Below are 15,764 nucleotides of genomic sequence, written 5' to 3'. Positions count from 1 at the left end.
TTAATGATTGGTTATTTTAAAGATGAGTTCATCTGTATCATCGCAAATATCCGTTAGAATAGCTTCAAATTTGAAACAGAAAGTGATTCAACATGGCGTCTAAAGATTGGTTAGATCAAGGTACTTTGGTTTTAGCGAGCAACAATAAAGGGAAAATAGCTGAGTTCGAAAAGTTATTTGAAGAATTAAAACTCCCTGTTAACGTTGTGCCTCAAGGACAACTGAACATTGAGGATGCGGTGGAAGATGGGTTAAGTTTTGTTGAAAATGCCATTATCAAAGCACGACATGCCTCTAAGATTTCGGGTAAACCAGCTATAGCAGATGACTCAGGTATTTGCGTCCCTGCACTTGGTGGTGCTCCTGGTATTTACTCTGCACGTTATGCTGGTGAGCATGGCGATGATGCTGCCAATAATGCTAAATTACTGGCGGATTTAGCACCATTACGTAACAATGGTGACGTGATTGAAGGGATGTTTGTGTGTGTACTCGCCTTAGTTCAACACGCTGAAGATCCTTTACCTCAGATTTTCCAAGGAATCTGGAAAGGTGAAATTTTGGAAGTAGCACGTGGCAAAAATGGTTTTGGCTACGACCCACTGTTTTGGCTACCTGAACTCAATATTAGTAGCGCTGAAATGACCAAAGAAGAAAAAAATAAGATCAGTCATCGTGGTCAAGCCATGCAGTTATTCAAAGCAAGCCTCGAAACGAACTAAACGATCAGTCCATGATAAACCATGGCAAATAAACCAATTGTCATGCAACTTACGATGGTACCCGCTGCGATATATTGGGCTGAAACGCCTGTTCCTGAATAATGTGTTTCTAAAGCAACAATATTCGCTGCGGGTGGCAATAAAAAAAACATAGACATCAGCGCAATAATAACCAGTTCGTGAGGAATCGGTAGAAGCAAATAGGCTACCGCACAGCACACTAAACCAAATAAAAATTTAATCAAAGCAAGTTTTAAACTTTCAATTAAGTCGGACAAGTGAATTTTTACTTGAGATAACCACATCCCAAGGATACACATCCCTGTAAAGGTCATTAACCACTTATCCAATATATACAATGATTGAATTATTGCATTCTGCTGAAAATGACTAACATTCCATAACGAAAGAAAACCAGCAACTAGTAAAGCTAAAATCGGTGGAGAGAAAGTCAACTTTCTCAAAATCTCCATCGCAGACTGCTTTTCAGCACTTAATACGGTCACTGCACAAATATTACCAAAAATAGAGCCCCCGACATAAAGTGCAACCATAGGACTAGATGCTTGCGCACCAAAAATAGCGAATGCAAATGGAAAGCCAAGCCATGTTTAGGTAACTGGAACATAAGGAGACTAATTTGTCTTTTGTACGGTAATAAACAAATAAATACAGCAAAAATGAAGCGATAAAACTAAATAACATCAACCATATACTGCCCTCTTGGTAAAACACCATATTGTAAATAATGATGAGAGGAATCAGCACTTTCGCCAACAACATCGCCATAAAGGGACGAATTTTTTGTAAATATTCTACGCCAAAATAGCCGATAAGAAAGGAGACTAGTGGGAGTAGAAGAACCATATTAAATATGAAATAGATTTTTTCTCATCTTAGCACAACATCTATTTCACTTCAGGATAAGTCTCTTGCACACATAAAAAAGCCATGACTTCAAACTGAAATAATTCCGTCAACTTGCTGTCATAAAGAACTGTTGAAATCATTCAAGATCATTTTCAATAAGGAATATATCATGGCTGGATTATCAATTTGGCACGTACTTATTTTCGCAATTGTCGTTTTACTTTTGTTCGGTACGTCTAAGCTAAAAAATTTGGGTAAAGATGTTGGTGGTGCGGTTAAAGATTTTAAAAAATCAATTAAGGATGACGAAGACCAGAGCACATCTGCTCAATTAAAAGAACCACACACGATTGAACATCAAACATCTCATGATTTGAACTCAACAGCGAAACATTAAAGGTAGGTAACAGTAATGCTGAATATTGGTATGGCTGAACTATTAATGTTTGGCATCATTGCATTGCTTGTTCTTGGACCTGAAAAGCTTCCTGAGGGTGCGCGATTTGCTGGTAAATGGTATGGCAAAATTAAGCGTATGGTCAGCAATGTACAAAATGATATTGATCGTGAACTAAGAATGTCTGAACTTAAAGAACAAATGCAGACTGAAATGAAGCGCATTCAAGAATTAGAAGAAAAAATGAAAGCGCAAATGCAGGAAATTGAAAAACACACAGTATTAAGCGATGAATATTTAAATCCACCTATCCATCAACAGATTCGCTCTGAAACAAGCCCTGTTTATGTGTATTTAAACGTTCAGCAAAGTACAGCAGTTCCTTTTAGAGGACACGCTACACCTAAGCAAAGTTTTATTCATATTCAAAATTCCGCGCAACACAATAAACCGTATGTAGTCTTAGCGGAGGCAGTATGAGTCACAATACTCTCCCAAATATCATCTCTTCAAATGAGGAAAATCCTCAGCTTGAAGAAATGCCAATAACCAAGCATCTTATTATTTTAAGAAAATATTTATTTAGAATAGTTGGGGTCATTCTCGTTTTATTCTTTTGTTTATTACCATTTGCAAATCAAAGCTATCAAATGATGTCTGAGCCTCTTAGAGCTCAACTCCCAATAAATTCATCAATGATTGCAACTGATGTCACCACGACATTTATGGCACCATTTAAGTTAAACTTCTTCGTTGCTCTAATGATCGCTATGCCATTTATCATTTATCAAATATGGGCTTTTGTCAGACCGGCGCTATATAAAAATGAGAAAGCTTTAGCTCTACCATTACTCATCGGAAGTATTACATTATTTTATGCAGGTGTTGCTTTTGCTTACTTTATAGCCCTCCCTTCGATTTTACATTTTTTCATTAGCGTTGCACCTGAAACGGTTGCACCCATGACTGACATTAATAGCTATCTGAGTTTCTGTTTAAAATTATTCTTGGTTTTTGGTTTAACTTTTGAAATTCCAATTGTGACATTATTACTCATTATGATTGGGGTAGTTACCACAGAACAATTGGTTGAAAAAAGACGTTTTATTATTGTAGGTTGTTTCTTCGTTTCTATGTTTGTGACGCCGCCAGATGCACTCTCGATGATTATGTTAGCGATACCAATGTGGATGTTATTTGAATTGGGACTTTTGTTTGGAAAATTACTCGAAAACAGAAGAGCTAAGTCAACTATTTAATATCTTTCCGCTGTTTAATATAGGTGAGTATTAATACTCACCTTTTTCATATTCTTTAAATAAAAGCTTAATTCAACTGACATAAATCTATCACTTGATTGTCATGATTCCGCATTAAGTTGTTTGTGACGCTAAAAACTACCAAGCAAGATGCTAGGAACGAACATGACTGATTTAACACCTTTTAACGATGATTACGATAGCAATGATTCGGGGAATCCAGAATTTCACCATTTACTTGAAAAGCAAATTACGCGTAGAGATCTCATCAAGAAGACTGCTGGTGGTGCAGTAGCATTGACAGTAGCGGCTTCAGTAGCAGGCTGTAACAGTGACGACAATGACAATAACAACTCAAATCCTTCTCTACCTGAATTCGACAAATCAAAAACGCCAACTGAACTAACATTTAAAGCGGTTGATAAAAATATTAAAAATGAATTCACAGTGCCTGAAGGATATGAAGCACGTGTTATTTATGCACTAGGAGACCCGCTTTTTGAAGGTATGCCTGAATGGGATGCAGATAATATTCCGAGTGGTGCTTCATTTACCATGCGTTCAGGTGAATGTCATGACGGTATGACATATTTCGGCATGAAAAATAGCCGTTATGATCAAGACGAGTCAAATGTAGGTTTACTGGTACTCAACCATGAATATGTAGATAACAAAGCAATTTTACATCCAGCGAATAATACCATTTCAGCGGATATTCGTTCTGAAGATGAAGCATTACGTGAAATCAACTGTCACGGCGTTTCAGTGATTGAAGTACAAAAAAATCCTACAACTCAACAAGTCACTCTAAACAAACGCTCTGTATTCAACCGTCGAATTACAGCTGCAACACCGATCGATTTCGCTGGTCCTGTAAAAGGGCATGAATTGGTACAAACCAAGATCAGTCCAGAAGGCACATTTACATTAGGTACGATCAATAACTGTGGTAACGGTTATACGCCTTGGGGCACATACTTAACCACCGAAGAAAACTTTAACCAATACTTTACTCGCGATGATAAAGATCGTTCTGAAAAGGATTTGGAGTCGTTAAAACGCTATAAAATTGCTTCAAATAGTTCTTATAAGTGGCACACAGTTCAAGCACAACTGTTCCCTCAAGATGTTTATGAGCGCTGGTTAACTAAAGTCTCTGCATCTTCTGCAACTCAAGATTTTAGAAACTCACCAAATACATTTGGTTGGATTGTTGAAATTGACCCGTTTGATGGTCGTCAACGCCCAGTAAAACGTACAGCTCTTGGACGTTTTGCACATGAAGATTGTCGTGTCAGTCGTGCCATTCCTGGGCAACCACTAGCCTTCTATATGGGGGATGACTCTCAAGGCGAATATATCTATAAATTTGTTTCAGATGCGGTTTGGGACCCTAAAGATATCAACGGTGGTTATGCTGCTGGCGATAAATATATGAATAACGGTAAATTCTATGTTGCTAAATTTAACTTTAATGAAGCAACTCAAAAGACGTCTGGTGAGTGGATTGAACTCAATATCTCCAATCCACTAATTGCTAGTTATTCAAAATACAAATTTACAGATCAAGCTGATGTATTGGTAAATGCCCGTTTAGCAGGTGATGCAGTTGGTGCAACCAAAATGGATCGTCCAGAATGGGTTGCAGTAAACCCAGAGAATGGTGAGGTTTATGTCACCTTAACCAATAACTCATTACGTGGAAGTGAGCATACAATTGATGCTGCCAACCCTCGTAATTATGCTGATAATGATAAAGGTGGTAGTCCTCGTGGTAATATCAACGGACATATTATCCGTTTCCGTGAAACTGGTGATACTGTTACAGCAAAAACATTTGTATGGGATATCTTCTTATTTGGCGCAGAAGAAGATTCACTTCCGGGTGTAAACCTATCTGGACTCACATCAGCAAATGATTTCTCAAGTCCAGATGGCCTATGGTTTGATCCACGTGGTGTCTTATGGGTACAGACTGATGATGGCGCTTATACAGATGAAACGAATTGCATGATGCTTGCTGCACTTCCAGGTCAAGTAAGTGATGGTAAAGTGACTTCTGCAAATGCTGGTTCAAATAATGCCACTCAACTTACTCCTGCTGGCGCACAGCTTGATGATTCAAAGTTACGTCGTTTTTTAACAGGCCCTTCAGGCTGTGAAATTACAGGTGTAACGATGACACCAGACTATAAAGCTATTTTTGTGAATGTTCAGCATCCAGGTGGCACTTGGCCTGCAAATCACAGCAACACTATCAGCGGTGGTAAAGGTACACGTCCTCGCTCTGCAACGGTCGTGATTACACGTAAAGATGGTGGCGAGATTGTTGGGGAAAGTCTAGAAAAGAAAGAAAACACTCCTGCTGCTTAATTCAAACATTGAAATAGAAAATGCCGACTACGATGTCGGCATTTTTTTTGAGAGATTCAGATCAATTTTGACTATGTGATTCTGATGTTCACCTTGCTGCGTTTTTTCAAGCCAAGTCCATTGGTTTCTTTTCAACAACAGGTAGTTTGAGCATCGTGTTCCATATATCGGGCTTTGTATAAAAGTAGAAGATAACAGCTGCTCCATTTCCACTGATATGCCCGTTTGAGGTAATAAGTCTAAATCAATTTTTCTTTCATCTTGTAAGATATCCCAAACGACATACTCTAAATCATACGCTTTTTGAGCATTGGGATTTAATTGCAATAATGGTAAGAACTCTTGTGTAAAGCGTTTACGCAAATGTTTGGTTTTTTCCCATGGATCACTTAATACACCATTGGAAACCACATATACACCTTTGGCAAGCACTTGTGGAGATTCACCACGATTACTCATATAAACCGCTTGATCAGAGGTTCCAATAAACAGGTTAAATCCAGCGTAATCACATTGCTTTTTTTCTAATTCTTGGGCAAATCGGATCGGTGCTAAATCGGATTCCAGATATTGCTGAATGATATGTCCTCTTGAAGTTGGATATTCCTTCTTATCATTTGCATCACGGTAATTTGTCACAAGTGCCCAACGCCCTGCAGCAGTAATCCCCATCCATGTCCCACCAGATTGTAAATCTTGACCTGCAATAATTGGGCTATTTTCCCACTTATGAATTTGTGAAGCAGGTCGGTGATAAAACTCATCCCGATTTGAAATTAAGCATAATGGTGTTTCATCCAACACTTGCCATGCGATTGCTACAATACACATCGTTGCATCCTTAGAACTTTACACATTGAATGTACAACATTTTTTCAGTCTTTCCGTTAGAATCGACACAAAACATAATATAAAGGAAAAGCAATGCTGACCTATCCTTCTATTGACCCAGTGGCAATATCTGTGGGTCCATTACAAGTTCACTGGTATGGACTCATGTATCTACTCGCATTTTTATTTGCTTGGGGCTTGGCAACATTCCGTGCTAAGCAACGAGGATGGACACCAGACATGGTCTCTGATCTCATCTTTTACGGTGCATTAGGTGTCGTGATTGGTGGTCGAGTAGGCTATGTGTTCTTTTATGGTTTTGATCAATTCCTTGCAAATCCGATATGGTTATTCCAAGTTTGGACAGGTGGCATGAGCTTCCATGGCGGCTTCTTAGGTGTCATGTTGGCCATGTTATTGTGGTGTAAAAAATACAAAATGACTTGGTTCCAAACACTGGATTTTATTGCCCCATGTGTTCCAACAGGTCTGATGTTTGGTCGTATTGGCAACTTTATTGGCGGCGAACTTTATGGCCGACAAGTCACAGATCCAAATTTCGCATTGGGTATGATTTTCCCTACAGATCCTTTACAACTCGTACGACATCCATCCCAACTTTACCAAGCACTCTGTGAGGGTTTGATTCTTTTTATTGTTCTGTGGTGGTTTAGTTCTAAACCTCGTCCACGCATGGCTGTTTCTGCCCTCTTCTTAATTGGATATGGCATCGCTCGCTTCACAGTTGAATTCTTCCGTGAGCCAGATAATGGACAATTATTTATCGGATGGATGAGCAAAGGACAATTCCTTACAGTTCCAATGATTCTCATCGGGCTATGGATGCTTTGGTATGCCTACCAAAAGAAAGTATATGACTGGGGTCCTCTACAAAATAATGGCAAATAAGTAAATCATGCCCTCAAAGGTGAACATCTTGTTCACCTTTTTTTGTGCTAGAGTTTTGACTTATTTACTTTGATTCAGATTACTATGCTCGAGTTTTGGTTTGATCCTAAAGTTTCAATACAACACAAAGCTTTATTTTTTATTTTGATTACGAGTGCTACCGCTACGTTATATTGGATGCAACCGCTTAACTTCGATGCGATCTTAATGTTTGTGGGCACAGGTATCGTTTTTCTTATTTGCCGTTACTGTAAAATTCATTTCGCTTCACACCATCCAACAGGGTTGATGTACCGATTATTTACTTGGATTCCTATCGCTCTGCTACTTGCCTTAATTTTCATACATGCAAAGGATGGAGAAATTCTTTTACCTGGTGCTCAAGGATTAGGATTTATGGCTTTATCTATTTGCTTATTTTCTCCACTGTCACTACTTCATCAACATCAGCATTAAAACGTCATTATGTTAAATTTCTGGTATTCGGAACGATGCACACGCACGCTTAAATTGATCATTTGTATATCAACGTGTGTAGTGATTCTGTTGACAGCTGAAATTAAAAAACTTGATTTTCTATCGACACTAATGAGCTTATGTTTAGGCTTAAGTCTACACATTATTCATCATGTTTTGATCCAATCTAAGCGTCTAAAGCATCAGCTGAAAGCATATTATGCTTTTAGTCCTTTCATCTTGATTGTATTTTTTATCTTCATGCTTTCAGCGCTGAACTTTCAAAATAGCAGAGAGTTTTTTGCACTTTTTGTACAACTCATGGGTTATAGCGCAGTGGGATTATTCGTAGTGAGTTTATATGCATCTCGTACACCCCGCTGAATTTCAAAACAACTAAGCAAATGAAAATAAATATAAAATTAATCACACTCACTTAACGCTTTGCTACAGAACAGTATTATTTCTACTCCAAAACTGTGCCTATACTCAAAGGATGTATCTAATTTAGATTAAATGGAGTACATCATAATGAGTCAAAATTTAACGACCGTATCTAACTTCCAACTTGAACGCTATTTAGGTACTTGGTATGAGATTGCACGCTTACCAATGAAGCATCAACCTGAAGACAGTACGGATATTTCGGCAGTCTATACCTTAAACAGCGATGGAACTGTACGTGTTCAAAATCGTTGTCTTGATGGCAACAAAGAACTGGATGAGTCTATTGGCGAAGCCACAGTTGTAGATGCTGAACATGGCAAATTAGAAGTCAGCTTTTTGCCTGAAGGATTTCGTTGGATTCCATTCACTAAGGGTGATTATTGGGTACTTAAGATCGATGAAAATTATCAAACTGCTTTAGTCGGTGAACCTAATCAAAAATATCTTTGGATTCTGCACCGTGAACCTGTGTTAAATGAATCTATCAAGCAAGCGTATCTAGCATATGCTCAATCCATTGGTTATGACCTAAGCGATTTAATTCATACTGTACATACAGGACACAAAACTGTTTAAGCCCTAAAATTTTGTGTTAAATGAGAGCACCCTAAAGGGTGCTTTCTTATTTCTTTAATTACTCGCTTTCAAAGAGTCTATTCCGTAAGGAAGATATTAAAATGCATGCTGCTTTAGTATAAACTGATGCCAATGAAATTTTTGGCATTGGTTTATTCTTCAAATGCCACATTCAAATCGATCAGGACATTTATGAAAGCGTATTTAGACCTACTACAACATATCCTCGACAATGGCGGTGATAAAGGTGACCGTACTGGTACAGGTACTCGTTCTGTATTTGGTCATCAAATGCGCTTTGATCTTTCTAAAGGTTTTCCTCTACTGACCACAAAGAAAGTTCACTTCCGTTCAATCGTGATTGAATTACTTTGGTTCCTTAAAGGTGATACCAATGTTAAATATCTGCAAGATCATAAAGTTACAATTTGGGATGAATGGTCGACAGCTGAGCAGACTGCTCGTTTTGGACGTCCTGAAGGAGAGCTAGGTCCAGTATATGGACACCAATGGCGTAACTTTGGTGCAACTAAGAAAGACGATGGTTTATACGAGCAAGATGGTTTTGATCAAATCAAATGGTTAATTAATGAAATTAAAACCAATCCAAACTCCCGTCGTTTAATCGTATCAGGTTGGAACCCAAAAGAAGCTGGACAAGTGGCACTCCCTCCTTGTCACACGCTTTTCCAGTTTTTTGTTCAGGATGGAAAATTATCATGTCAGCTTTATCAACGTAGTGCTGATGTTTTTCTTGGCGTTCCATTTAATATTGCAAGTTATGCACTTCTCACCCATATGATTGCGCAAGTCTGTGATCTAGAAGTCGGTGATTTTGTTTGGACAGGTGGTGATACTCATCTTTACGCCAATCATTTCGAGCAAGCACAACTTCAATTAACACGTGAACCACTTCCATTGTGCCAACTCAAACTGAATCCCGAAATTAAAGATATTTTTGATTTCAAATTTGAAGATATTGAAATCGTAAATTACGAATCGCATCCTGCAATTAAAGCACCTGTTGCGGTTTGATTTTAACTAATGTCTTTTGGGATCACAGTTGATACTAATCGTGATCCAACTTTACATTTCCCTCTTTAACTCATATTCGCTGGAAGAATAATCATGGCATTTCAAGGTTTAGAAGTCGTACACGTCGTTGCAATGGATCAGCAACGTTGTATTGGCAAAGGAAATGATTTGCCATGGCATATTTCAGCTGATCTCAAACATTTTAAAGAAATTACCCAAGGTGGTGTTGTGGTGATGGGACGTAAAACACTTGAGTCTATGGGTAGAACGCTTCCTAAACGTGTAAATTGGGTCATTACACGAGATACGTCATGGCAATTTGAAGGAACAAAAATCGCGCATACAATCGAGAGTGCACTTGAGCAGGCAGTCCATGATGTAAAAGCTTCAGAAAAGCCTGGATCTATTTTTATCATAGGTGGTGGAGAAATTTTTAGCCAAACGATCTCTATTGCGGATCGCTTAGAACTCACGCATGTTGAATTAGACGTTCAAGGTGATGCTCATTATCCTGAGATTCCACCTGAATTTAAAAAAGTGGCATCAGAGCAACACATTGATGACAAAACAAATATTGCATTTGAGTTCGCAACCTACCAAAAATAAAGCTTTCTTACATATAGCCAATAACAATGCATAACATCGGTAAAAGAGAGTTTATTCTTGCGCTTGCAAAGGGAGCTTTTCACTCCCTATTTAGTTTATTTGTCATCTTCTCTTCAATTTGGTTATGTATGGCCTTATGGGTTCAAGAGCCATTTGGCTGGTTAGTCAGTCGTATTATCATTGGCTTTTGGGTCGCTTTTGCCTTAAGTGTTTTAGGCATATATGCAACACAACATTTTTTCAGCCGTAGTAAAGATGTTGTCTTATACATTGTCTTTTTTGCGTTCAGTTTAGTTTGGTATTTTAGTATCCCTGCCAAACAAGACCGTGAGTGGAATCCTGAAGTCGCAAGAATTCTCAATTATGAACGTCAAGGTGATTGGGTCACTTTACACAATGTGCGTAATTTTGCATGGAATGAAGACGGAACCTATCAAGAACGCTGGGAAACACGTCAAATTGATTTGAATCAAATCAGTGGCATTAACATCATTACTTCATATTGGATGGGACCACAAATCGCCCACACTTTAGTCAGCTTTGATTTCAAAAACTCTAAACCACTGACCTTTTCGATTGAAATTCGCAAAGAAAAAGATGAAGAGTTTTCTGCTATTGGTGGTTTTTTTAGAAAGTACGAAGTCAGTTTAGTTGCTGCTGACGAGAAAGACATTATTTATACACGTAGCAATGTACGTAATGAGCAGGTCTATTTTTTCCCAATCAACATGGAAGCTGCTGAAATGAAAGCTTTATTTGAGGAATATTTAGAGCAAGCAGATAAACTTAGTCAAGAACCAAAATGGTATAACACCTTGACCAGTAACTGCACCACTTTGGTTTTTGATATGGTTCAAGCGATTTCCAAACATGAACTGCCAGTGGACTACCGATTATTAGCCTCAGGTTATTTACCTAATTATCTGTATGACTTAGGGGCATTACAACATCATTGGGATATCAAAACATGGTACAACAAGGCACATGTCAACCCAAGAACAGACCAATTTAATCAATTTAAATATCAAAGTAGTGAAAATTATTCAAAATTGATTCGTCTGGGTCTCCCTCAGAGTCAGCCAGAGCTTGCACCTTAGCGTATCAGTTGATATACATAAAATTGACTTGAATTTAATTTACATTAGAAAGAAATAACACAGGGGCATTTCATATGTTAAAACAACTTTTAGCCGTATCCGTTATAGGCTCAGCATTACTTTTTACAGCATGTACCACAACACCATCTGCTGAAAAGCAACAACAAGCACTTAATCAATTGCAAAATAAAACTTGGATTTTGACACATATTGGCGCAACAGAATTTAAGACCGACCCTACTGCACACAATGTTCCAAGTATTCAATTTGATGCAGCATCTAGTCGTTTGAGTGGTGCAGATGGTTGTAACCGTTTTATGGGTGCATATAGCATTAAAGCTGACAAAATTAGCTTGAGTGAAGTTGCAACTACACAAATGATGTGTGTGAATACTCAAGAACTTGCAAATCGCTATAATGCTGCCTTGGCAAAAGTCGCGGCATTCCAAGTCTATGACAAAACGCTTCGCCTACTCGATGAGAATGGTAATCCAGTATTGCAGTATGAGTCTGCAATACAACCGCGTTAACAGTTAAGCAACCATTTCACTGGTTGCTTTTTTCATTCTACACCCCATTATTTCAGTCATTGCAACTCAATAAGGTGAATCCCATGCAACAAGCTTTGCTCGGTGGCGGATGCTTCTGGTGTGTTGAAGCAGTTTTCCTTCAACTCAAAGGTGTCACTAAAGTCGTGAGTGGTTATGCGGGTGGGTATACGGCCAATCCAAGCTATGAGGACATTTGCAAAGGAGACACCCATCACGCAGAAGTGGTTTTAGTGGATTTTGATGAAAGTCAAATTAGCTTTGCTCAATTGCTTGATGTATTTTTTGCAACACATGATCCAACCACACTCAATCGCCAAGGTAATGATATAGGTACGCAATATCGCTCTGTCATTTATTATTTTAATGAAGAACAGCGCCAGATTGCAGAGAAAGCGATTCAACAGTTAAAAGCAGAAGGTTTAGATATTGTTACAGAACTAAGCTCAGTACCGACCTTCTACCCTGCTGAAGAATATCATCAAAATTTCTTTGCTCGTAACCCGACTCAGGGCTACTGCAATTTTAGTATCCCACCAAAACTTTTAAAGCTTCGCTCTAAATTTGAAGGTTTACTCAAAGACTAATACAGGTATAAAAAAAGCGACCTTATGGTCGCTTTTCTCATGTTAATCAGTTAATTATCTGTGGCAAAGGCAATGTCAGCAAGCCCGGCTTCGCTTGCACGTGACATCACTTGAGCAACAGTATCGTAACGTGATTCTTTATCTGCTTTAAGAATAATTGTCGGTTGTTGTGCTGAACCACCGGCATCGTTAAATCTTTTTTGCAATTCATCTAAGCTGATAATTTCTGAATCCCATGCAATCTCACCCTGTGAGTTAATGCTTACTTGAATCGATTCAGGTGGCGGATCAATGATATCCGCTGTCGTTTTTGGTAAAGTTAATGGAATTGATGGGTTAGCAACGGTCGCTGTCACCAAGAAGATGATCATCAAAACCAACATAATGTCAATTAACGGGATGAGGTTCATCTCCGTCATGCCTGTATCGTTGTCTTCACCCAATTGAAAAGCCATTAAGCTTGACCTCCAACGTAACTTTCTTGAGTCGCTTTCACTTCAACTTTTTGCGCAGAAGAATCTTGTTGCAGCATCGTGTCGATTAAAAGACTGTGAGCATGATCTTGTAGTTCATTACTTAATGTACGATTAAAGCGAATACAAATGTTGTATGCGATCACTGCTGGAATAGCTACTGCTAGACCAATACCAGTCATAATCAGGGCTTCACCCACAGGGGTTGCAACTTGTGCAAGTCCTGCTTGACCGCTTTTACCTACTGCAACCAATGCATGGAAGATTCCCCATACTGTACCAAATAGCCCTACAAATGGTGCAAGTGAGGCAATTGTTCCGAGTACAGCAACACCTTTTTCAGCAGATGCTTTTTCCAAAGCAATCTGACGCAATAAAGCTTGCTCAGCAACAGCTTTACGTTGTTCAAATCCCAAAGGAGCGAGTTTTGCTTTCAATCCTGCTAATGCTTTAGAGAGTTGAGCATAAGCAACTTCTTTCAGTTGACGTGTTCCCATCACACGTAAAACGACAATTGTCCATGTCGCAATAGACATTGCGAGTAAAACGAAATAAAGCGTCTTACTGACTGCATCAGCATGTTGCCAATAAACTGAAAAGTTCATACTCGAACTCCTAATAAAAGTTAGCCGTTAGAATTCAACTTAAGTTCAAATGGTTGTTCCGCTCTAAACGGATAAGCCACGCCATTTTCCTTATAAGGTCTGAATTTTGCATTACGCACCGAGCGTAAAATCTTTTGATCAAGCGAATCAATTCCACTTGATTTTGTGATTCTGGCATTCACTACATTACCGTTAGTGTCCGCTTCAATCGATACTACAACAGTACGATCAGAACCTTGTAAATCTCGGTTGGTATATGATGGCTTCGGTGTACGAGACCATGATATTTGCCCAATACTTAAATTCTTTGGTGTATTACGTGCTTGCTGCTCACGACGTTCTTGTTCGCGTCTTTCATTTTCCAAGCGCTCACGTTCTTGTTGCTCACGTAGCTGTTGGTCACGCAATGCTTGCTCACGTCGCTGCTGTTCAAGCAACTCACGATTTTTACGTTCTTGCTCTAAACGCTGTTGTTCCTGCTTTTGCTTTTCTAATTTATCTTCTTGAACAATTGCTTTTTGTTCGACAGGTTTAGGCTTTTCAGCAATGACTTTGGGTTTAACCACAGGAGGTGGTTCAACGACTTTCGGTTCTGGTTTTGGTTGAACTTGAGGTTTCACAGGTTCAACAGGAGGTGGCGGCGGTGGCGCATCCTCTTTTATCTGAACAAAACGAACCTTAATTGGATCCTTATCAATAGGTTTTAATTCAGGTGTTTTCATCTGACTCACGGCAAATAAAACACCAATATGCCCGATCACCACTGCAATGAGCGAAGTAAGCACTTTCTTTTTCATTGAGATTGGATTTTGCATCATAGGAATGGGAGATGGGCTCATTAAAATTTATGATCTGATATACATTGACGCTGTCTTCATAAGGAAGATTTCAATCAAACTTATCGGTTAGTACAATTAAAGTACGCCAATAATAAATGAGAAGTGTTTTCATTTGCAACTATTAATTCTGCAGTTTTGATGAGTTTTTTTGATCATCAATAAAAAAGGCATGCTCATGCATGCCTTAATAAATCAGTGATATTTAATTAAAAATCACTGGAATACCACAGTTTTATTACCATCAACAATGATACGGTCTTCTAAATGCCACTTAACAGCACGCGCCAAGACATTACGTTCAACGTCTTGACCTAATTCACGTAATTGATCAACTGTAAAATCATGGCTGACACGCTCAACATCTTGTTCAATAATCGGACCTTGATCCAAATCAGCTGTCACATAATGCGCTGTTGCACCAATCAGTTTTACGCCTTTTTCATACGCTTGCTTATAAGGGTTAGCACCCACAAAAGCTGGAAGGAAAGAATGATGAATGTTGATCACTTTCATTTCCCACTTAGAGACGAACTCTTCATCAAGAATCTGCATATAACGTGCGAGTACAAGCAAATCATTACCTTGCATTAACTCATCAATTTTTGCATATGCTTCGCGCTTGTTCTCTTTATTGACAGGCACAACTTCAAAAGGAATACCGAAGTTTTCCACAGACTCACGTAGATCTTCATGATTCGACACAACCTTAGTGATTTCACAAGGTAATCCACCACGTGCATGACGCCATAAAAGTTCAAGCAAGGCATGATCGACTTTCGATACCAAAATACCTACTTTCTTTACATCTGACACTAAAGCTAGACGCCAATGCATGTTGTAACGTTCAGCTACGTTTGTGGCGAAAGTTTGTAGAATATTTTCCTTACGGCTTTGCAAATTGTCGAGTTCAAACTCAACACGCATGAAATAACGCCCGCCCTGAGCTTCTGTTGCATATTGATCAAGCGCAGTGATGTTTGCCCCTTGATGATACAAAAAGCTCGATACAGCCTGCACGATTCCTGGTTTATCTTCGCAAGTAATCAGTAAACGTGCTGTGTTAGCAGTTGTCATATTCATGATGATTTATATCACTTAACAGTTAAATTGAAAAACAGCCGCGTATTCTAACTC

18 protein-coding genes and 2 pseudogenes are annotated in these 15,764 nt (G+C 38.7%); 14 read left to right on the top strand and 6 right to left on the bottom strand.

The window, feature by feature from the left end:
• Positions 1-92 precede the first annotated feature (92 nt).
• A complete protein-coding gene (rdgB, locus tag AC1M9M_RS09860) occupies positions 93-722 on the top strand; it encodes an RdgB/HAM1 family non-canonical purine NTP pyrophosphatase (RefSeq protein WP_481587585.1) in 630 nt (209 codons plus the stop codon).
• On the opposite strand, the pseudogene AC1M9M_RS09855 reads toward rdgB, so the two are convergent.
• Positions 719-1,589, bottom strand: a pseudogene (locus AC1M9M_RS09855) (AEC family transporter). The gene rdgB and the pseudogene AC1M9M_RS09855 overlap by 4 nt on opposite strands.
• Positions 1,590-1,761: 172 nt before the next feature.
• Between AC1M9M_RS09855 and tatA the strand changes: the two are divergent.
• From tatA to AC1M9M_RS09835, 4 genes and pseudogenes are all read left to right on the top strand, one after another.
• The gene (tatA, locus tag AC1M9M_RS09850) at positions 1,762-1,989 is read left to right on the top strand and encodes a Sec-independent protein translocase subunit TatA (protein WP_481596238.1); all 228 of its coding nucleotides are present in this window, start codon (positions 1,762-1,764) and stop codon (positions 1,987-1,989) included.
• Between the two features lie 15 nt (positions 1,990-2,004).
• Positions 2,005-2,260, top strand: a pseudogene (tatB, locus tag AC1M9M_RS09845) (Sec-independent protein translocase protein TatB); the annotation flags it as partial.
• Positions 2,261-2,465: 205 nt separating this feature from the next.
• A complete protein-coding gene (gene tatC, locus AC1M9M_RS09840; protein WP_481596237.1) occupies positions 2,466-3,248 on the top strand; it encodes a twin-arginine translocase subunit TatC in 783 nt (260 codons plus the stop codon).
• A 165-nt stretch (positions 3,249-3,413) separates the two neighbouring features.
• Positions 3,414-5,621 carry a PhoX family protein gene (locus AC1M9M_RS09835; RefSeq protein WP_481596236.1) on the top strand — a complete coding sequence of 736 codons (2,208 nt, stop codon included), beginning with the start codon at positions 3,414-3,416 and terminating at the stop codon, positions 5,619-5,621.
• A 27-nt stretch (positions 5,622-5,648) separates the two neighbouring features.
• Here AC1M9M_RS09835 and AC1M9M_RS09830 read toward each other — a convergent pair whose 3' ends face one another.
• A complete protein-coding gene (locus tag AC1M9M_RS09830) occupies positions 5,649-6,452 on the bottom strand; it encodes an NRDE family protein (protein WP_481596235.1) in 804 nt (267 codons plus the stop codon).
• Positions 6,453-6,545: 93 nt separating this feature from the next.
• Between AC1M9M_RS09830 and lgt the strand changes: the two genes are divergently transcribed.
• The 9 genes from lgt to msrA all read left to right on the top strand — a co-directional run bounded on the left by lgt (position 6,546) and on the right by msrA (position 12,713).
• Positions 6,546-7,361, top strand: coding sequence for a prolipoprotein diacylglyceryl transferase (gene lgt, locus AC1M9M_RS09825; protein ID WP_035266733.1), 816 nt, complete (start codon positions 6,546-6,548; stop codon positions 7,359-7,361).
• Between the two features lie 84 nt (positions 7,362-7,445).
• Positions 7,446-7,817 (top strand): hypothetical protein, encoded by a 372-nt coding sequence (locus tag AC1M9M_RS09820; protein WP_481591589.1) that lies wholly within the window; start codon positions 7,446-7,448, stop codon positions 7,815-7,817.
• 81 nt (positions 7,818-7,898) lie between these two features.
• A complete protein-coding gene (locus AC1M9M_RS09815; protein ID WP_180028343.1) occupies positions 7,899-8,201 on the top strand; it encodes a hypothetical protein in 303 nt (100 codons plus the stop codon).
• Positions 8,202-8,348: 147 nt separating this feature from the next.
• Positions 8,349-8,840, top strand: a complete 492-nt coding sequence (locus tag AC1M9M_RS09810) for a lipocalin family protein (RefSeq protein ID WP_481591567.1) — start codon at positions 8,349-8,351, stop codon at positions 8,838-8,840.
• A 192-nt stretch (positions 8,841-9,032) separates the two neighbouring features.
• Complete coding sequence (thyA, locus tag AC1M9M_RS09805; protein ID WP_035266815.1) at positions 9,033-9,875, top strand: thymidylate synthase; 843 nt, start codon at positions 9,033-9,035, stop codon at positions 9,873-9,875.
• A 93-nt stretch (positions 9,876-9,968) separates the two neighbouring features.
• Complete coding sequence (locus AC1M9M_RS09800; RefSeq protein WP_035266739.1) at positions 9,969-10,481, top strand: dihydrofolate reductase; 513 nt, start codon at positions 9,969-9,971, stop codon at positions 10,479-10,481.
• A 26-nt stretch (positions 10,482-10,507) separates the two neighbouring features.
• Positions 10,508-11,578, top strand: a complete 1,071-nt coding sequence (locus AC1M9M_RS09795) for an Lnb N-terminal periplasmic domain-containing protein (protein ID WP_481587592.1) — start codon at positions 10,508-10,510, stop codon at positions 11,576-11,578.
• A gap of 74 nt (positions 11,579-11,652) precedes the next feature.
• On the top strand, positions 11,653-12,108 hold the full coding sequence (locus AC1M9M_RS09790; RefSeq protein WP_035266743.1) for an META domain-containing protein: 456 nt from the start codon (positions 11,653-11,655) through the stop codon (positions 12,106-12,108).
• Between the two features lie 83 nt (positions 12,109-12,191).
• Complete coding sequence (gene msrA, locus AC1M9M_RS09785) at positions 12,192-12,713, top strand: peptide-methionine (S)-S-oxide reductase MsrA (protein WP_035266744.1); 522 nt, start codon at positions 12,192-12,194, stop codon at positions 12,711-12,713.
• Positions 12,714-12,763: 50 nt separating this feature from the next.
• On the opposite strand, the gene AC1M9M_RS09780 is transcribed toward msrA, so the two are convergent.
• The 4 genes from AC1M9M_RS09780 to purU all read right to left on the bottom strand — a co-directional run bounded on the left by AC1M9M_RS09780 (position 12,764) and on the right by purU (position 15,710).
• Complete coding sequence (locus AC1M9M_RS09780) at positions 12,764-13,168, bottom strand: ExbD/TolR family protein (RefSeq protein WP_035266746.1); 405 nt, start codon at positions 13,166-13,168, stop codon at positions 12,764-12,766.
• Positions 13,168-13,791: a MotA/TolQ/ExbB proton channel family protein gene (locus tag AC1M9M_RS09775; RefSeq protein ID WP_180028347.1), complete on the bottom strand. Its 624-nt coding sequence runs from the start codon at positions 13,789-13,791 to the stop codon at positions 13,168-13,170. The genes AC1M9M_RS09780 and AC1M9M_RS09775 overlap by 1 nt, the downstream gene beginning before the upstream one ends.
• A gap of 20 nt (positions 13,792-13,811) precedes the next feature.
• Positions 13,812-14,630 carry an energy transducer TonB gene (locus tag AC1M9M_RS09770; RefSeq protein ID WP_092766747.1) on the bottom strand — a complete coding sequence of 273 codons (819 nt, stop codon included), beginning with the start codon at positions 14,628-14,630 and terminating at the stop codon, positions 13,812-13,814.
• A 213-nt stretch (positions 14,631-14,843) separates the two neighbouring features.
• Entirely contained in the window at positions 14,844-15,710 is an 867-nt protein-coding gene (gene purU, locus AC1M9M_RS09765) for a formyltetrahydrofolate deformylase (protein ID WP_092766746.1), read from the bottom strand.
• Between the last annotated feature and the right edge of the window lie 54 nt (positions 15,711-15,764).

This window comes from Acinetobacter sp. ANC_7503 (assembly GCF_056780035.1).
Note: the sequence above shows the minus strand (reverse complement) of the source record. Positions and strands in the feature narration are given on the sequence as shown.